General features: G+C 69.7%; 16 protein-coding genes and 1 riboswitch. Of the genes, 10 read left to right on the top strand and 6 right to left on the bottom strand.

The genetic code is table 11. The annotated features are described in order from the left end of the window. The first annotated feature begins 275 nt into the window (after positions 1-275). From rpsB to OG241_RS40265, 10 genes are all read left to right on the top strand, one after another. Complete coding sequence (gene rpsB, locus OG241_RS40220; protein ID WP_405822686.1) at positions 276-1,208, top strand: 30S ribosomal protein S2; 933 nt, start codon at positions 276-278, stop codon at positions 1,206-1,208. A 100-nt stretch (positions 1,209-1,308) separates the two neighbouring features. Further along, positions 1,309-2,145, top strand: coding sequence for a translation elongation factor Ts (tsf, locus tag OG241_RS40225; RefSeq protein ID WP_405822688.1), 837 nt, complete (start codon positions 1,309-1,311; stop codon positions 2,143-2,145). Positions 2,146-2,346: 201 nt separating this feature from the next. Continuing rightward, complete coding sequence (gene pyrH, locus OG241_RS40230) at positions 2,347-3,105, top strand: UMP kinase (protein WP_405822689.1); 759 nt, start codon at positions 2,347-2,349, stop codon at positions 3,103-3,105. A gap of 154 nt (positions 3,106-3,259) precedes the next feature. Further along, on the top strand, positions 3,260-3,817 hold the full coding sequence (gene frr / locus OG241_RS40235; protein WP_006373551.1) for a ribosome recycling factor: 558 nt from the start codon (positions 3,260-3,262) through the stop codon (positions 3,815-3,817). Next, on the top strand, positions 3,817-4,944 hold the full coding sequence (locus tag OG241_RS40240; protein WP_405822691.1) for a phosphatidate cytidylyltransferase: 1,128 nt from the start codon (positions 3,817-3,819) through the stop codon (positions 4,942-4,944). Before frr ends, OG241_RS40240 begins: the two co-directional genes overlap by 1 nt. A 126-nt stretch (positions 4,945-5,070) precedes the next feature. Next, positions 5,071-5,742 carry a hypothetical protein gene (locus tag OG241_RS40245; RefSeq protein ID WP_405822693.1) on the top strand — a complete coding sequence of 224 codons (672 nt, stop codon included), beginning with the start codon at positions 5,071-5,073 and terminating at the stop codon, positions 5,740-5,742. Between the two features lie 116 nt (positions 5,743-5,858). Further along, positions 5,859-6,965 carry a 23S rRNA (adenine(2503)-C(2))-methyltransferase RlmN gene (rlmN, locus tag OG241_RS40250; RefSeq protein ID WP_405822694.1) on the top strand — a complete coding sequence of 369 codons (1,107 nt, stop codon included), beginning with the start codon at positions 5,859-5,861 and terminating at the stop codon, positions 6,963-6,965. Between the two features lie 25 nt (positions 6,966-6,990). After that, a riboswitch (TPP riboswitch) is annotated at positions 6,991-7,096 on the top strand. Between the two features lie 81 nt (positions 7,097-7,177). After that, positions 7,178-8,260, top strand: a complete 1,083-nt coding sequence (locus OG241_RS40255; protein ID WP_405822695.1) for a thiamine ABC transporter substrate binding subunit — start codon at positions 7,178-7,180, stop codon at positions 8,258-8,260. Then, positions 8,236-9,927, top strand: coding sequence for an ABC transporter permease (locus OG241_RS40260; protein ID WP_405822697.1), 1,692 nt, complete (start codon positions 8,236-8,238; stop codon positions 9,925-9,927). Before OG241_RS40255 ends, OG241_RS40260 begins: the two co-directional genes overlap by 25 nt. A 2-nt stretch (positions 9,928-9,929) precedes the next feature. Continuing rightward, entirely contained in the window at positions 9,930-10,946 is a 1,017-nt protein-coding gene (locus OG241_RS40265) for an ABC transporter ATP-binding protein (RefSeq protein WP_405822698.1), read from the top strand. Positions 10,947-11,116: 170 nt separating this feature from the next. Here OG241_RS40265 and OG241_RS40270 read toward each other — a convergent pair whose 3' ends face one another. The 6 genes from OG241_RS40270 to OG241_RS40295 form a co-directional block, all read right to left on the bottom strand. Then, entirely contained in the window at positions 11,117-11,803 is a 687-nt protein-coding gene (locus OG241_RS40270; protein WP_405822700.1) for an LAETG motif-containing sortase-dependent surface protein, read from the bottom strand. 153 nt (positions 11,804-11,956) lie between these two features. Continuing rightward, positions 11,957-13,078: an LOG family protein gene (locus OG241_RS40275; RefSeq protein ID WP_405822702.1), complete on the bottom strand. Its 1,122-nt coding sequence runs from the start codon at positions 13,076-13,078 to the stop codon at positions 11,957-11,959. Between the two features lie 24 nt (positions 13,079-13,102). After that, a complete protein-coding gene (locus OG241_RS40280; RefSeq protein ID WP_405822704.1) occupies positions 13,103-13,516 on the bottom strand; it encodes a VOC family protein in 414 nt (137 codons plus the stop codon). A gap of 113 nt (positions 13,517-13,629) precedes the next feature. Beyond that, positions 13,630-15,018 carry a hypothetical protein gene (locus OG241_RS40285; RefSeq protein WP_405822706.1) on the bottom strand — a complete coding sequence of 463 codons (1,389 nt, stop codon included), beginning with the start codon at positions 15,016-15,018 and terminating at the stop codon, positions 13,630-13,632. Beyond that, a complete protein-coding gene (locus OG241_RS40290; RefSeq protein WP_405822708.1) occupies positions 15,000-15,812 on the bottom strand; it encodes an ABC transporter ATP-binding protein in 813 nt (270 codons plus the stop codon). The genes OG241_RS40285 and OG241_RS40290 overlap by 19 nt, the downstream gene beginning before the upstream one ends. Positions 15,813-16,075: 263 nt before the next feature. Then, positions 16,076-17,395 (bottom strand): aspartate aminotransferase family protein, encoded by a 1,320-nt coding sequence (locus OG241_RS40295; RefSeq protein WP_405826698.1) that lies wholly within the window; start codon positions 17,393-17,395, stop codon positions 16,076-16,078. Positions 17,396-17,420 lie beyond the last annotated feature (25 nt).

Below are 17,420 nucleotides of genomic sequence, written 5' to 3' on the forward strand. Positions count from 1 at the left end.
CATGGGCGGAGCATCGCGCGATTCAGGAGGGTATGGGCTGGCCTGTGGAGTACTGACCGGTTGTGGATATCGGCGTCACCCGAGGCCTCGCGGTTCCCGTACACTTCCATTGGCGATCCGGGTGACCGGGTCGACTTCGCACGCCCCGACACCAGGCCCCTTACAGGGTCTGTGTCAGCGCCCCTCGGTCCCTCGTGGCAAGGCGCAAATCGGGCGTCAGGCGCGGGTGCCGACCGGTACCCGCGGCACAACCGAGAAACACAAGGAGAACGGCCATGGCCGTCGTCACGATGCGGGAGCTGCTGGAAAGCGGCGTCCACTTCGGTCACCAGACCCGTCGTTGGAACCCGAAGATGAAGCGCTTCATCTTCACGGAGCGCAACGGCATCTACATCATCGACCTGCTCCAGTCGCTGTCGTACATCGACCGCGCCTACGAGTTCGTCAAGGAGACCGTCGCCCACGGCGGCACGGTCATGTTCGTCGGCACGAAGAAGCAGGCGCAGGAGGCGATCGCCGAGCAGGCGACCCGCGTCGGCATGCCCTACGTGAACCAGCGCTGGCTGGGCGGCATGCTCACCAACTTCTCGACCGTCTACAAGCGTCTGCAGCGCCTCAAGGAGCTCGAGCAGATCGACTTCGAGGACGTCGCCGCGTCGGGTCTCACCAAGAAGGAGCTTCTCGTGCTCTCGCGCGAGAAGGCCAAGCTGGAGAAGACCCTCGGTGGTATCCGCGAGATGTCCAAGGTGCCCAGCGCCGTCTGGATCGTGGACACCAAGAAGGAGCACATCGCGGTCGGTGAGGCCCGGAAGCTCAACATCCCGGTCGTCGCGATCCTCGACACCAACTGCGACCCCGACGAGGTCGACTACAAGATCCCGGGCAACGACGACGCGATCCGCTCCGTCACCCTGCTCACCCGCGTGATCGCCGACGCTGTCGCCGAGGGCCTCATGTCCCGCTCCGGCGTCAACACCGGTGACAAGGGCGAGAAGGCCGTCGCCGAGCCCCTCGCCGAGTGGGAGCGCGACCTCCTCGAAGGCGAGAAGAAGGCCGACGACGCCGAGGCGCCCGCTGCCGAGGCCGCTGCTGCCGAGGCTCCGGCTGAGGCCGCTGCCGAGGTCGAGGTCACCGCTGAGGCCCCCGTCGAGGCGCCCGCTGCCGAGGCCGAGGCTGAGGCTCCGGCCGAGGCTGCCGAGCAGGCCTGACCCTCACCCCTTCGGGTTGTTGAGCGGCGGGGGCACCTCCATCGGGCCCCCGCCGCTCGATCCGCAGATCTTTCAGACTTCGAGAGAGACTCCGAGAATCATGGCGAACTACACCGCCGCTGACGTCAAGAAGCTCCGTGAGCTCACCGGCGCCGGCATGATGGACTGCAAGAAGGCGCTCGACGAGGCCGAGGGCGAGGTCGACAAGGCTGTCGAGGCCCTGCGTATCAAGGGCCAGAAGGGCGTCGCCAAGCGCGAGGGCCGTTCCGCCGAGAACGGCGCGGTCGTCTCGATCATCGCCGACGACAACACCTCCGGTGTCCTCGTCGAGCTGAAGTGCGAGACGGACTTCGTCGCCAAGAGCGCGAAGTTCCTGGTCGTCGCCAACGCACTCGTCGAGCACGTCGCCAAGAGCGCCCCGGCCGACCTGGAGGCGCTGCTCGCCTCCGAGATCGAGGCCGGCAAGACGGTTCAGGCGTACGTCGACGAGGCCAACGCCAACCTGGGCGAGAAGATCGTCCTGGACCGCTTCGCGCTGTTCGCGGACGGTTACGTGTCGGCGTACATGCACCGCACGATGCCCGACCTGCCCCCGCAGATCGGTGTCCTCGTCGAGCTGGACAAGCCCAACGCCGAGGTCGCCAAGGGCATCGCCCAGCACATCGCCGCCTTCGCGCCGAAGTACCTCTCCAAGGAGGACGTGCCGGCCGAGGTCGTCGAGACCGAGCGCCGCGTCGCCGAGGAGACCACCCGCGCCGAGGGCAAGCCCGAGGCCGCCCTGCCGAAGATCGTCGAGGGTCGCCTCAACGGCTTCTTCAAGGACGCCACGCTGCTCGGCCAGCCGTACGCGCTGGACAACAAGAAGTCCGTCCAGAAGGTCCTGGACGAGGCCGGTGTCACCCTGAAGCGCTTCACGCGCATCAAGGTCGGCATCTGAGTCCGTACCGCGATCGACGCGCGGCCCGCGTAGGCATACCTATAGGGTCGATGACAGTCGCGCGCGTACGCCGTCATGCACGCGCGCGTGGCGGACGACAGCAGATCTGACGAGGAGGCCATTGCCGAGCATGGGATGCGACGACACCCCACCGGCAATGGCCTCCTTCGTATGTGTGACACGTGAAGAGGCGAGATCTCGATGACCACCAAGGCCCAGAAGAGCGACGACGGCAAAGTGCGTGGACGGTTCATGCTGAAGTTGTCCGGAGAGGCCTTCTCCGGTGGCGGGGGCCTGGGCGTCGACCCCGACGTGGTGCACAAGATCGCCCGCGAGATCGCGGCCGTCGTGCGCGACGGCTCCCAGATCGCCGTCGTCATCGGCGGCGGCAACTTCTTTCGCGGTGCGGAACTCCAGCAGCGCGGCATGGACCGGGCGCGCTCGGACTACATGGGCATGCTCGGCACCGTCATGAACTGCCTCGCTCTCCAGGACTTCCTGGAGAAGGAGGGCATCGACAGCCGGGTCCAGACCGCCATCACCATGGGCCAGGTCGCCGAGCCGTACATTCCGCTGCGCGCCGTACGACACCTGGAGAAGGGCCGTGTGGTCATCTTCGGTGCCGGTATGGGCATGCCGTACTTCTCCACCGACACGACCGCCGCACAGCGAGCCCTGGAGATCGACGCCGAGGCTCTGCTGATGGGCAAGAACGGCGTGGACGGGGTCTACGACTCCGACCCGAAGGCCAACCCCGCAGCCGTCAAGTTCGACTCGCTCGGCTACGGCGAGGTCATCACCCGGGACCTCAAGGTCGCCGACATGACCGCGATCACGCTGTGCCGTGACAACAAGCTCCCGATCCTGGTCTTCGAGCTTCTGGCCGAGGGCAATATCGCCCGGGCCGTCAAGGGTGAGAAGATCGGCACACTCGTCGGTGAACAGGGCAGCCGGGACTGACCGGGTATCAGCCCTGCCCGGGGACGGACCCTGAGCGGGGGATGGACAATGTCCTGCCGGTCGGGAACCGTGCAGGAAGAAGACGCGACGCAGCCGGCCGCCGACCTGACCGAGACCAGCAGCCGGGCCTACTCAAGACACGCAGGAGCAAGTGGTGATCGAAGAGACCCTCCTCGAGGCCGAGGAGAAGATGGAGAAGGCCGTCGTGGTCGCCAAGGAGGACTTCGCCGCGATCCGCACCGGCCGTGCGCACCCGGCGATGTTCAACAAGATCGTGGCCGACTACTACGGCGCGTTGACGCCGATCAACCAGCTGGCCTCTTTCTCCGTGCCCGAACCGCGGATGGCCGTGGTGACCCCGTTCGACAAGACCGCGATGCGCAACATCGAACAGGCGATCCGGGACTCCGACCTCGGCGTCAACCCGAGCAACGACGGAAACATCATCCGCGTGGTGTTCCCCGAGCTCACCCAGGAGCGCCGCAAGGACTACATCAAGGTGGCCCGGACCAAGGCCGAGGACTCCAAGATCTCGATCCGGTCCATCCGCCGCAAGGCCAAGGACACCATCGACAAGTTCGTCAAGGACGGCGAGGTCGGCGAGGACGAGGGCCGTCGCGCGGAGAAGGAGCTCGACGACACCACCGCGAAGTACGTCGCGCAGGTGGACGAGCTTCTCAAGCACAAGGAAGCGGAGCTTCTCGAAGTCTGATGAACGACTCTTCCTGGGGGGCGCCGCCCCACGCCGGGTACTGGGGGCCGTCCGACGGAGGGCCTGTCCAGGGGTCTGCCCCGGCGGGTCCCGCGTACGATGCGCAGCCCGCGCAGCAGACTCGCCCCATGCCCATCGTGCCCGACGTACCCGCACATGGCGGAGACCAGGATGACGACCGGGGGGCCGCTCGGCCGGGCGGCCCCTTGTTCCGCGACGAGATGCCGCAGGCACAGCCCTACGGGGCGGTGCCGCAGAAGCCGGATTCCATGCCCACGCCCGACGACGCCCAGCAGCCCGCCCCCGCCCCGCAGAAGAAGAGCGCGGGCCGGGACCTCGGTGCGGCCATAGGTGTCGGCGTCGGGCTCGGTGCGGTGATCATCGCGTCGCTGTTCGTCGTCAAGGCCGCCTTCGTCGGCGTGATCGCGGTCGCCGTCGTGGTCGGCCTGTGGGAACTGACGTCCCGGCTCCAGGAGCGCAAGGGCATCAAGGCACCCCTGGTGCCGCTCGCGCTCGGCGGGGCCGCGATGGTCGTCGCCGGCTATGTCCGGGGTCCCGAGGGCGCGTGGGTCGCGATGGCGCTCACCGCGCTCGCGGTCCTGGTCTGGCGTATGACGGAACCTCCCGAGGGCTACCTCAAGGACGTCACGGCGGGCGTCTTCGCGGCTTTCTACGTCCCGTTCCTGGCGACGTTCGTCGCGATGATGCTCACCGCCGACGACGGTGCGCAGCGCGTCATGACGTTCCTGCTGCTCACGGTCGTCAGCGACACCGGTGCGTACGCGATCGGCTGGCGCTTCGGCAAGCACAAGCTCGCTCCGCGCATCAGCCCCGGCAAGACCCGCGAGGGCCTGTTCGGCGCTGTGACGTTCGCGATGGTGGCGGGCGCGCTGCTGATGGAGTACGCCATCGACGACGGCACCTGGTGGCAGGGGCTGCTGCTGGGCCTCGCGGTCGCGGTGAGCGCCACGCTCGGCGACCTCGGCGAGTCCATGATCAAGCGGGACCTGGGCATCAAGGACATGGGCACGCTGTTGCCCGGGCACGGCGGCATCATGGACCGGCTGGACTCGCTGCTTCCCACGGCTCCTGTGGTGTGGTTGCTGTTCGTCGCCTTCGTGGGCTGAGGGCGGGCCGGAATGTTCCAGTACGGTCCGGATTTCCTGTGAAGCACACACGTCAGCCCGAAACCACCCCTTTCGAACCTAAGATCGACTTCAGTGCGGTCGATCCGTCCGGAAGGGGTGGCGTGCATGTGGGGGCGTAGTCGGGCCAGACGCCAGCGGCAGGCCGAGGGGCTGGCCGCTGTCGCCGGCCCCGTCGAGGCGGCCGACGCGGCTCACCAGGCTCTGCTGGAGCTGCGGAGAGCTGTTCGGGGTGAGCTGGCGCGGATCGAGGCGCTGCTCGATCAGGGCGACGGGCTGCCCTCGGACACCATCCGTGAGCAGACGACCGGGGCGGTGAGTGTCTTCGCCGATCTGGACGGTGTTTCCCGGTACTACGACGAGATCCGTACCGGGGCGGTCGCGGCGGCGGAGGACGGTGTCGAAGCGGCCGTGCCCTGGCTGGGCGCGCTCGGGGTGCACACCAGATCGATGACCGAGCTGGGCGAGACGTGCGCCGGGGTCGGCGAGTCCCTCGTCTATCTCCGTGAGCGCACCGAACGACTGCGCGCCGACCTCCTCCCGCTGCGTCAGGCGGCCCACGAGGCCCTGCGGGCCGCCCAGGACGAGCTGGCTGTCGCCCAGGGCGCCGACGGCTGGCACAGCTGGCAGACGGACCTCGCCGCCCTGGGACACCGGCTGACCGAACTGGACGGGGGCCGCGTCACCCCGACGGCCCGGCGCAAGGTCAGCGACCACTACCGCGAGCTGGAGCGGGAGGTGACGCGGCTTCGGGGGGTGATGGCTGCGGCGCCTCGGTGAGAACGTAGCGGGCGAGAGCGTGGAGAGGGTCGCTGACCTGGGCTTCTGTGCTTGTACGTGAGGTTGTCCACAGGGCGGCGAGGGGGTGTCCGGATGTCTGCGACACTGGTATGGCCATGCCTAAGCCCGGAGAACTCACATTCATCGCCCCGCGCGGAGCTCAGAAGCCGCCGCGGCATCTTGCCGATCTCACGCCCCTCGAGCGTAAAGAGGCCGTTGCCGCGATCGGTGAGAAGCCGTTTCGTGCCAAGCAGCTCTCGCAGCACTACTTCGCGCGGTTCGCGCACGACCCGGACGAGTGGACGGACATTCCGGCCGCCTCGCGCGGCAAGCTCCAGGAGGCGTTGCTTCCGGAGCTGATGACGGTCGTCCGTCATCTGTCGACCGACCAGGACACCACCCGCAAGACGCTGTGGCGGATGTTCGACGGGACGCTCGTCGAGTCGGTGCTGATGCGGTACCCGGACCGGGTGACCATGTGCATCAGCTCGCAGGCCGGGTGCGGGATGAACTGCCCGTTCTGCGCGACCGGGCAGGCCGGGCTGGACCGGAACCTGTCCACCGCCGAGATCGTGCACCAGATCGTGGACGGGATGCGTGCGCTTCGGGACGGGGAGATCCCCGGTGGCCCCGCGCGGCTCTCCAACATCGTCTTCATGGGCATGGGCGAGCCCCTCGCCAACTACAAGCGCGTCGTCGGCGCCATCCGCGCGCTGACCGACCCCGCGCCGGACGGCATGGGGCTGTCGCAGCGTGGGATCACCGTCTCGACCGTCGGACTGGTACCGGCCATCAACCGGTTCTCCGACGAGGGCTTCAAGTGCCGGCTCGCCATCTCCCTGCACGCGCCCGACGACGAGCTGCGCGACACCCTCGTGCCCGTCAACACGCGGTGGAAGGTGCGGGAGGTCCTCGACGCCGGGTGGGAGTACGCGGCGAAGTCGGGGCGTCGGCTGTCCATCGAGTACGCGATGATCCGGGACATCAACGACCAGGCCTGGCGTGGTGACCGGCTCGGGCGGCTGCTCAGGGGCAAGCCCGTGCACGTCAACCTGATTCCGCTGAACCCGACTCCGGGGTCCAAGTGGACCGCCTCGCGGCCCGAGGACGAGAAGGCGTTCGTCGAGGCGATCGCCGCTCACGGCGTGCCCGTCACCGTTCGGGACACGCGGGGGCAGGAGATCGACGGGGCGTGCGGTCAGCTGGCGGCCACCGAGCGGTAGTCTTACGCCGTACCTACATATCTTCATATTCCGACAGGGGAGCGCCACAGCGCTGAGAGTGCGGGACAGACCGCAGACCCTCTGAACCTCGCCCAGGTCATTCTGGGTAGGAAGTTCGGTCATCACTCAAGCTGTTGCGCCCTGCCCGGAACCCGTCATGGGGTCCGGGCAGGGCCGCGTCTCTTCCTGGTCATCCCAGGAGGAAAAATCCGGTGAGCATCACCAAGCAGGTCACGGCCCTTGCCGTCGGGCTCGGGCTCGTCACGCTGTCCGCGTGCGGGTCCGGGGACGGCGGCAGCGGTTCGGCGGCGGACTCCAAGACCGTCACCCTCGTCAGCCATGACTCGTGGGCCGTCTCGAAGGGTGTCCTCGCCGCCTTCGAGAAGCAGTCCGGGTACACCGTCAAGGTCCTCAAGGACGGCGATGCCGGCCAGGCCGTCAACAAGGCGATCCTGACCAAGGACAACCCGCAGGGCGACGTCTTCTTCGGCGTCGACAACACCCTGCTCTCCCGCGCGCTCGACAACGGGCTGTTCCAGTCGTACGAGGTGAAGGACGCCGACGCGATCCTGCCCGCGTACCGGACCGACGCGGACAAGCACCGGGTCACGCCGATCGACACCGGCGACATCTGCGTCAACTACGACAAGGCCTGGTTCAGCGAGCACAAGCTGACGCCGCCCGAGTCCTTCGACGATCTGGTCAAGCCCGCCTACAAGGATCTCCTCGTCACGGAGAACGCCTCCACCTCCTCGCCCGGACTCGGCTTTCTGCTCGGCAGCGCCGCGAGGTACGGCGACGACGGCTGGGCCGGCTACTGGACGAAGCTCAAGGCCAACGGCGTGAAGGTCGTCGACGGCTGGGAGCAGGCCTACAACGAGGAGTTCTCCGGGTCGGCCGGCGGCAAGAAGGCCAAGGCGGACCGGCCGCTCGTCGTCTCGTACGCCTCCTCGCCGCCCGCCGAGGTGATCTTTGCCGACCCGAAGCCGACCACCGCGCCGACCGGCGTCGCGACCGGCACCTGCTTCCGGCAGATCGAGTACGCAGGACTGCTCAGCAACGCCGGGAACAGCAAGGGCGGCAAGGCGCTGCTCGACTTCCTGGTGGGCAAGGCCTTCCAGGAGGACATGCCGCTCAACATGTTCGTGTACCCGGTGCGTGGGGGCGCCAAGGTGCCTGCCGAGTTCACCGAGTTCGGGCCGCAGGCCAAGGACCCCGAGACGATGGACCCCGCGAAGATCGCCGAACACCGTGACCAGTGGGTCAAGTCGTGGACATCGCTCGTACTGAAGTAGCGGCAGCGGTCCCGGCGGCTGTGCGCCGGCAGGGCGCCGCTCTGCGCGGTGCCCTGCTGGTGGTGCCCGTCGTCTTCTTCGCGCTCTTCTTCGCCTATCCCGTCGCCGCGATCGTCGCGCGGGGCCTGCACGTCGACGGGGTCTGGCGGCTGGGGCAGGTGGGGGACGTGCTGGGGGACCCCGGGATCCGGCATGTCCTGTGGTTCACCGTCTGGCAGGCGTTCGCGTCCACCGCGCTCACGCTGCTGGTCGCGCTCCCCGGCGCGTACGTCTTCGCGCGCTTCGATTTCAGGGGCAAGCAGATTCTGCGGGCCGTGGTGACCGTGCCGTTCGTGCTGCCGACCGTCGTCGTCGGTACTGCCTTCCTGGCGCTGGTCGGGCGCGCCGGACTGCTCGACCAGCTGTGGGGCGTACGGCTGGACACGACCGTGTGGGCGATCCTGCTCGCGCATGTCTTCTTCAACTACGCCGTCGTCGTACGGACGGTCGGCGGGCTCTGGGCGCAGCTCGACCCGCGCCAGGAGGAGGCCGCGCGGGTTCTCGGCGCCTCGCGGTTCGCCGCCTGGCGGCAGGTCACCCTGCCCGCCCTCGCGCCCGCCGTCGCCGCCGCCGGGCTCATGGTCTTCCTCTTCACCTTCACCTCCTTCGGAGTGGTGCAGATCCTCGGCGGACCGACCTTCGCCACCCTCGAAGTGGAGATCTACCGCCAGACCTCGGAGATCTTCGACCTCGCCACGGCCGCCGTGCTGACCATCGTCCAGTTCGTCGCGGTGGGCGCGGTTCTCGCCGTGCACGCCCGGACGGTACGGCGACGGGAGAGCGCGCTGCGGCTCGTGGCACCGGAGACGACAGCACGCCGGCCGCGCGGCCGGGGCCAGTGGGCCCTGCTCGGCGGAGTGCTCGTGAGCATCGCCGTCCTGCTGGTGCTGCCGCTCGCCGTACTCGTCCAGCGGTCGTTCGCCATGCCCGGCGGCTCGGGCCTCGGCTACTACCGGGCGCTCACCCGCGACGACTCCGGCATCTTCCTGGTGGCGCCGATCGCCGCCATCGGGAACTCGCTCCAGTACGCCCTCGCCGCCACCGGTATCGCCGTCGTCGTCGGGTCGCTGGCCGCCGTGGCGCTCACCCGGCGCGATGCCGGGCGGCTCGTACGAGGGTTCGACGCGCTGTTGATGCTGCCGCTCGGGGTGTCGGCGGTGACCGTCGGGTTCGGGTTCCTCATCGCGCTCGACGAGCCGCCGCTCGATCTGCGGAGCAGCTGGATCCTCGTACCGCTCGCGCAGGCGCTGGTCGGGGTGCCGTTCGTCGTGCGGACCATGCTGCCGGTGCTGCGTGCCGTGGACGGGCGGCTCAGGGAGGCGGCGGCCGTGCTCGGGGCCTCTCCCTGGCGGGTCTGGCGCGAGGTTGATCTGCCCATCGTGCGGCGGGCGTTGCTGGTCGCGGCCGGGTTCGCGTTCGCCGTGTCGCTGGGCGAGTTCGGGGCGACCGTGTTCATCGCCCGGCCCGACAACCCGACCCTGCCGGTCGCCGTGGCCCGTCTGCTGGGCCGGCCCGGGGACCTCAACTACGGCCAGGCGATGGCCCTTTCGACGATCTTGATGGTGGTGTGCGCGGTGGCTCTGCTCGTGCTGGAGCGGCTGCGGACCGACCGGACCGGGGAGTTCTGACCATGCTCAGTCTCGAAGGAGCGACCGTACGGTTCGGGGCGCGGGCGGTGCTCGACGGTGTCGGCCTCGATGTCGTCGAGCACGAGATCGTGTGCGTGCTGGGCCCCAGCGGCAGCGGGAAGTCGACGCTGCTGCGGGCGGTCGCCGGACTCCAACCCCTCGATGGGGGACGGGTGTTGCTCGACGGTCAGGACCTCGCCGGGGTGCCCGCGCACAAGCGCGAGGTGGGCCTGATGTTCCAGGACCACCAGCTGTTCCCGCAGCGGGACGTCGGCGCCAACGTCGCCTTCGGGCTGCGCATGCACCGCGTATCCAAGGATCAACAGGACGTACGGGTACGGGAGTTGCTGGACCTGGTCGGGCTGCCGGGGGCTGCCGGACGGGCCGTCGCCGCGCTCTCCGGTGGGGAACAGCAGCGCGTCGCCCTAGCCCGGGCTCTCGCGCCGCGCCCCCGTCTGCTGATGCTCGACGAACCGTTCGGCCAGCTGGACCGCTCGCTGCGCGAGCGTCTCGTCGTCGAACTGAGGGAGATGTTCGGCCGGTTGGGCACCACCGTGCTCGCCGTCACCCACGACCAGGGCGAGGCCTTCGCCCTCGCCGACCGGGTGATCGTGATGCGTGACGGGCTGATCGCCCAGTCCGGCACGCCACTTGAGGTCTGGCAGCGGCCCGACGACGAGTTCGTGGCACGCTTCCTCGGCTTCGACAACATCGTCCCGGCCACGGTGAGCGGGCAGGTCGCCGACACCCCCTGGGGCAAGATGCCGGTCCCCGAGGGCGCTGCTCAGGGGCCGCGCACCCTGCTCGTACGGCCCGCCGGTGTGCGCCTGGTGCCTGCCGCCGAGGGCCTGCGCTGCGCCGTGACCTCGCGCACCTTCCGGGGTACGCATGTCGCCGTACAGCTGCGGCCCGAGAACGCGCCCCGCCTGGAGGCCGCGTGCGCGCTGCGCGAGGCACCGGAGCCGGGCGCCGAGGTCGGCGTGGTCTTCGACGCGTCCGAGATCGTCGTACTCGGCTAGCCGGGCCCCACCCGTGGGGTCAGGTGCCCGCGGTATCCGTCCTCATGCGAAGGCCGCCCCGCGCGGCCCGCGCACCCGGCACCTTCGACGACAGCGAAGTGGCCCGCCCCCTGACACACGGGACGGGCCACAACGTACAGCCGGGTACTGCGGATACGGCGAGCGGAACGTCAGTTGCTGGACGTCCCACGACGGCGCAGGCCGAAGAAGACGGCGCCGCCGCCGACGACGACCAGGGCCGCCGCGATACCGGCGATCACACCGGTGTTCGAGCTGGCGCCGGTCTCGGCGAGGTTGGAGCTACCGCCCGCAGGCGTCGGAACGCTGTCCGCGGGGGCGGCCGGAGTGCTCTCGTCGGCCGACGGGGTCGGGGTGGCCGACTCCTCGGGCTCCGAGGCCGACGGGGTCGGGGTGGCCGACTCCTCCGGCTGCGAAGCCGACGGGGTGGGGGTCGGAGTCGGGGTCGGCTCCGTCTTGCAGGCGTCGCCCGGGGTAGTCACGCCCCCCTTGATGTCCTGGTCGAGGCGAGCGCGCTCGGCCTGGACGCGAACGCGGTACGTCGTGTTCGGCGCCCAGTCCTCCGAGAAGTCGACGGTGACGCCTTCGCGGCTGCCCACGACGTCCTGGGTGCCGATGACCTTCTCACCCAGGTACACGGTGACTGTGGCGGGGGTGCCCGACGCGTCCTTGTCGGTGACGCTGATGACGCCCTTTTCGCCGTCGCACTTGGCGACGGCGGAGAACTCAGTGATGTTGCAGGCGAACGCGTTGCCTGCGACGCCCAGCGCGAGCGCGGCCGAGGCGGAGGCAACACCGAGGATGCGCACGGTACGCGCGGTACGGAAAGTTATGGACACGGTTGCCCTTCACGGGATGCACAACTGAGGGGGGTGGAGGGAGTGAAGAGACCTCATCACCTCGTCACCCCCACGAGTCTCACAGGTTTATAAGCGCAGCATAAGGGCTGTCAATCTGTATGCAGGCTCCAAGCATTGGTCTTTGCCTACCCGTTAACCGCCGAGGCGTTTCAAAGCCTCCGGAGCGTCCTCAATCCGGTCGACCAGGGCGATTCGGTCCTCCATCGCCCGCTCCCGCGCCAGTGATTGGAGCAGTGGCCAGGCGGGCAGCCGCTCGGTCCAGTGGACGCGGTCCACCAGGACCATGGGCGTGGGCTCGCCGCGCGACTGGTAGTAGTTCGGGGTCGCGTTGTCGAAGATCTCCTGTACGGTCCCGGCGGCGCCCGGCAGGAAGACTATCCCGGCGTTCGAGCGGGCCAACAGCCCGTCCTCGCGGGTGGCGTTGGCGAAGTACTTGGCGATGTGCGAGGCGAAGGCGTTCGGCGGTTCGTGCCCGTAGAACCAGGTCGGGATGCCCACCGAGCCGGCCCCTTCGGGCCAGCGCGCGCGGACCTCGAAGGCCGCCCGCGCCCAGTCGGTGATCGAGGGCGTGAACGACGGTGCCCCGGCGAGGAGTTGGCACGCGTCGTCCAGCATGGCGTCCTCGAACGGGGCCGCGTACGCGCCGAGGTTCGCCGCCTCCATCGCGCCCGGGCCGCCGCCGGTGGCCACGGTGAACCCGGTGCGCGTCAGCTCGCGCCCCAGGCGCGCGGCACCGGCGTACTCCCGCGTGCCGCGTGCCATCGCGTGACCCCCCATCACCCCCACCACCCGTGCCTGGCGCAGGAGTTCGTCGAGGGCGTCGGAGACGGCGTCGTCGTGGACGGAGCGCAGCATCGAGGCGAAGATGTCGCCGTCGGCCTTGGTGCGCTGGAACCAGGCGTACCCGAGGGCGTCGGGGGTCCGCTCGTAGCCGTCGTCGAGCCCGGCGAACAGCTCGTCCGGCGAGTAGAGATGGCCGCGGTACGGGTCGAAGGGCAGGTCCGGGACCGGCGGGAAGACCAGGGCACCGTCCGTGCGGATCTTCGCCGCCGCGTCCGGACGCATCGGGCAGCCGAGAAAGACGGCGCCGGCGGCGCTGCTGGTCAGCAGTTCCTTCGTACGGTCCGTCAGATCGACGGACTGGACACGGAATCCGGCGAGGGTGCCGCGGGCCGAGACGACCGCGTCGAACTCCTGGAGCGTCTCGATCTCACGGTCGTCGTGGTGGGCCGCATGGGCGGGGCTCGTCTGCACCCGCCCATGTAAGCACGGCACTTGTCAGCTCTGGACGGCCGCCGGGTCCATCCACATGACCTCCCAGGTGTGGCCGTCGACGTCGTCGAACGCGCGACCGTACATCTGGCCGTAGTCCTGCGCCTCGCGCGGCTCGGTGCCGCCCGCCGCGAGCGCTCCGTCGACCAGCTCGTCGACCTTGGCGCGGCTCTCGGCGCTCAGACAGATGAGGACCTCGCTGGTCTTCGTCGAGTCCGCGATCTCCTTCTTCGTGAAGTCGGCGTAGCGCGGCTTGCTCAGCAGCATCGCGATGATGGTGTCGCTGATCACGACACAGGCGCAGTCGTCCGTCGTGAACTGCGGGTTGATCGTGTACCCGAGCTCGGTGAAGAACTTCTTCGAGGCGTCGACGTCGCTGACGGCCAGGTTCACGAAGATCATCTGCTGGTACTCGCTCATGAGGGTCTCTCCCGTCGGTGTGGTGCTGTTCGGTGGGGTAGACCCGCGGACTGTGCGGAACTCATCGGTGCGTACGGATTTTCTTCGTACGGGTTTTCGTGCGGGCTATCGGGCTATCGGGCGGTCAGCGGCAGCGCCGCCAGCTCCGCGATCAGGAAGGTCAGCGGGGCGAACAGGGCGAGGAGGGCGGCGGCGCGCAGGCCTGCGGCGGTACGCAGGGTGGTGGCCGGTGCGCCCAGCCGGAGCAGGGCGGCGGTGGTGTCCGCGCGGGCGCGTCTGGCCTCGGCGGCGGCCGTGAGGAGCGTGGCGACGGCGCAGCCCGCCACGACCAGGGCGCCCAGGGCGGTGAGGGGGCCGAGGGACGGGTCGTCGGCGGCGTGGTCGTACAGCACGATCATGGCGTACGCGCCCGAAGCCACGGCGCAGACGACGCCCAGGGGGCGGCCGATGCGGGTCGCCTCCTCCATGAGGACGCGGCCGGCCAGCAGCCGGAGGGCGCCCGGGCGGACGGCCTGGAGGAGGCGGCCGCAGAAATGGGTGAGGCAGGGTCCGGCCAGGGCGAGGCCCAGGGCGGTGAGGACCCAGCCGACGAGGACGGCGGCGGGGCTGCCGGTGACTCCGCCGGGCATGGCGAGGCGGGTGTGGGGGGCGCGGGCGGCGTACGCCTCGACGGCGAGGCCGGCCGCGAGCACGGCGATGCCCCAGGGGAGGCCCCGGGGAGTGGGGCGCGGGGCGGGGAGGGCGTGCGGGTCGATCGGGGTGAGGTCTGCGGGGTCGGGGGCGGGGCCGGTGACCTGGTCCGGGGTTTCGGCGGCGCTCGGGGCCGGCTCTGCAGGGCCGGGCGCGCTGTCCGGCGCCTGACGGGGTGTGAGGCGCAGCTGGGCGCCGAACCGGCCGTACGCGCCGAACGTCTCCCGGGGGCTCTGGGCGCCCTCCGCTCCGAACCGGCCGTACCTCCGCAGGCGGGTGCCCTTGCCCGGCGCCGGGTGTGTCTCCGTCGGCCGCAGGGTCAGGGCGACCGAGACGGACGCCGCCACCGGTACCAGCGTCAGCAACGTCAGGGCGGCCGGGAGGGGGAGGGGGCGGTCGGCGGCCAGGAAGTCGGCCGCGTCGCCGTCGAACGGCATGCCCGTCAGGTCGCCCCGCAGATGGAGGAAGAAGAGCAGGGCCAGCATCGAACCCAGGGTGCAGGACAGGACCGTCGTCGTGGCCGCGACGGCCATCAGCCGGGCCGGGCCCAGGCCGATCGCCGACAGACCGGGGCGCGGTCTGGTCCCGGGGTCCGTGCGGGCCACCGTCACCGCGAAATAGACCGTGGCCGCCAGGGGGGCCACGCACCAGGCCAGGCGCAGGGCCGAGCCGCCGGGGGTGCTCTGGTGGGCGAGGGCGTGGCCCAGGGTACCCAGGAGCAGGAAACCCGTGGCAGCCGACGCCGTCGCGACCAGGAGACGCCGGAACTGGACGCCCGGGTGGGCGCCGAGGGCTAGACGGAGAGCGAGCACGCGGCCCGGCCTTCCGCGTCGGTCCCGGTTCCTGTCCCGGTTCCTGTCCCGGTTCCGGTTTTGGTTCCGGCCCCGGTCTCCGTGTCGTTCGCGTTGACCGGCGGCAGGTGGAGGGTGTTCACGCGCCGCCCGTCGAGCAGCGAGACCGTGCGGTCCGCGAGCGCAGCCGTGTCCGCGTCGTGCGTCGCAAGGACCACCGTGATGCCGTGCGAGCGGGCCGCTGTCGTCAGCGTCCGCAGGACGTGCGCCCGGTCCGCCTGGTAGAGGGGCGCCGTGGGCTCGTCGGCGAAGAGGACCGTGGGGCCCGGGGCGAGCGCGCGGGCGATCGAGACGCGCTGGCGTTCGGACTGGCGCAGTTCACAGGGCCGTTTGCGGGCCCGGTCGCCGATGTCCAGGCGCTCCAGCCACTCCAGGGCCGCCGTCTTGGCACGCCGGCGGCTGGTGCCGCGCAGCATGAGCGGCAGGGCCGCGTTCTCCCAGACGTTCAGTTCCGGTACGAGGACCGGGGCCGGGTCGATCCAGCCGAACCGGTCGCGGCGCAGCCGTTCACGGGTGAGCGGCCCCATCTTGTGCACGGGCACGCTGTTGAACCAGACCTCGCCCCGCAGCGGTCGTACCAGGCCCGAGAGGCAGCGCAGCAGGGTCGTCTTGCCGCTGCCGCGCGGGCCGCTGACGGCGAGGATCTCGCCCTCCCGGACACCGAGCGAGATGCCGCTCAGCGCCGGCGAGCCGTCGTTGTGCTGGTAGTGCAGGGCGCGTGCCCAGAGCACGTCGTTGTCCGGCGGGGCCACCATGGGCGTACACCTCGTTCAGATCCGTAATTCCCTGAGTCCATCCCCCGTGCGGGGGAACGAAGACAGGGCCGATCGGTTACAGGCACGCTAGGTTTCGGGCGGCGCGAGGCCGGACAGCACACGGCCCGGGTACGCCCGTTCTCACTCGCACGGGTGTACCCGGGCTGTACAGGCAGGTTCAGCCGCGCCCCAAAGGGGCGCGGGGAACTGCGCGACCAGCCACGACGGACCCGCGGATGACACTCCGGGCCGCCGACGGAGCGCTACAGCTTGGTCCATGCCTCCGTCAGTGTCGCGCGCAGGATCTGTTCGATCTCGTCGAACGTCTCCTGGTTCGCGATCAGCGGCGGGGCGAGCTGGACGACCGGGTCGCCGCGGTCGTCGGCACGGCAGTACAGGCCGTTCTCGAAGAGGGCCTTGGAGAGGAAGCCGTAGAGGATACGTTCCGTCTCCTCCGCGTCGAAGGACTCCTTGGTCGCCTTGTCCTTGACCAGTTCGATGCCGTAGAAGAAGCCGTTGCCCCGGACGTCACCGACGATGGGCAGGTCGTGCAGCTTCTCCAGGGTCGAGCGGAACGCGCCCTCGTTGTCCAGCACATGCTGGTTGAGGTTCTCGCGCTCGAACAGGTCGAGGTTGGCCAGGCCCACGGCCGCCGACACCGGGTGGCCGCCGAAGGTGTAGCCGTGCAGGAACATATTGTCGCCCTGGTAGAACGGCTCGGCGAGCCGGTCCGAGATGATGCACGCGCCGATCGGGGAGTAGCCCGAGGTCATGCCCTTGGCGCAGGTGATCATGTCCGGTACGTAGTCGAACTTGTCGCACGCGAACATCGTGCCGAGGCGGCCGAAGGCGCAGATGACCTCGTCCGAGACGAGCAGGACGTCGTGGCGGTCGCAGATCTCGCGGACCCGCTGGAAGTAGCCGGGCGGGGGCGGGAAGCAGCCGCCCGCGTTCTGCACCGGCTCCAGGAACACGGCGGCCACGGTGTCCGCGCCCTCGAAGAGGATCTCCTGTTCGATCTGGTCGGCGGCCCAGCGGCCGTACGCCTCCGGGTCGTCGCCGTGGATCGGGGCGCGGTAGATGTTGGTGTTCGGGACCTTGTGGGCGCCGGGGACGAGCGGCTCGAAGGGCGCCTTCAGGCCTGGCAAGCCGGTGATGGACAGGGCTCCCTGCGGGGTGCCGTGGTAGGCGACGGCACGTGAGATGACCTTGTACTTGGTGGGTTTGCCGACCAGCTTGAAGTACTGCTTGGCCAGCTTCCAGGCGGTCTCGACGGCCTCGCCGCCACCGGTGGTGAAGAAGACCTTGTTGAGGTCGCCCGGTGCGTAGTTGGCCAAACGTTCCGCCAGCTCCACCGCCTTCGGGTGCGCGTACGACCACACGGGGAAGAAGGCCAGCTCCTGCGCCTGCTTGAACGCGGTCTCGGCCAGTTCGGTACGGCCGTGACCGGCCTGGACCACGAACAGCCCCGCCAGACCGTCGAGGTAGCGCCGGCCCTTGTCGTCGAAGATGTACGTGCCCTCGCCCCGGACGATCGTCGGGACGGGGGCGTTCTCGTACGACGACATGCGGGTGAAGTGCATCCACAGGTGGTCGTACGCGGTGCGG

The sequence above is a fragment of the Streptomyces sp. NBC_01390 genome (assembly GCF_045040105.1).
Taxonomy (GTDB): Bacteria; Actinomycetota; Actinomycetes; order Streptomycetales; family Streptomycetaceae; genus Streptomyces.

What these genes read in the sequence shown, in the direction of transcription:
- OG241_RS40245 (WP_405822693.1), top strand. Translation starts at nt 5,071, where the DNA reads ATGTGGGGGCGTAGTCGGGCCAGACGCCAGCGGCAGGCCGAGGGGCTG.
- OG241_RS40265 (WP_405822698.1), top strand. Translation starts at nt 9,930, where the DNA reads ATGCTCAGTCTCGAAGGAGCGACCGTACGGTTCGGGGCGCGGGCGGTG.
- tsf (WP_405822688.1), top strand. Translation starts at nt 1,309, where the DNA reads ATGGCGAACTACACCGCCGCTGACGTCAAGAAGCTCCGTGAGCTCACC.
- OG241_RS40240 (WP_405822691.1), top strand. Translation starts at nt 3,817, where the DNA reads ATGAACGACTCTTCCTGGGGGGCGCCGCCCCACGCCGGGTACTGGGGG.
- rpsB (WP_405822686.1), top strand. Translation starts at nt 276, where the DNA reads ATGGCCGTCGTCACGATGCGGGAGCTGCTGGAAAGCGGCGTCCACTTC.
- OG241_RS40295 (WP_405826698.1), bottom strand. Translation starts at nt 17,395, where the DNA reads ATGCACTTCACCCGCATGTCGTCGTACGAGAACGCCCCCGTCCCGACG.
- rlmN (WP_405822694.1), top strand. Translation starts at nt 5,859, where the DNA reads ATGCCTAAGCCCGGAGAACTCACATTCATCGCCCCGCGCGGAGCTCAG.
- OG241_RS40280 (WP_405822704.1), bottom strand. Translation starts at nt 13,516, where the DNA reads ATGAGCGAGTACCAGCAGATGATCTTCGTGAACCTGGCCGTCAGCGAC.
- pyrH (WP_405822689.1), top strand. Translation starts at nt 2,347, where the DNA reads ATGACCACCAAGGCCCAGAAGAGCGACGACGGCAAAGTGCGTGGACGG.
- OG241_RS40290 (WP_405822708.1), bottom strand. Translation starts at nt 15,812, where the DNA reads ATGGTGGCCCCGCCGGACAACGACGTGCTCTGGGCACGCGCCCTGCAC.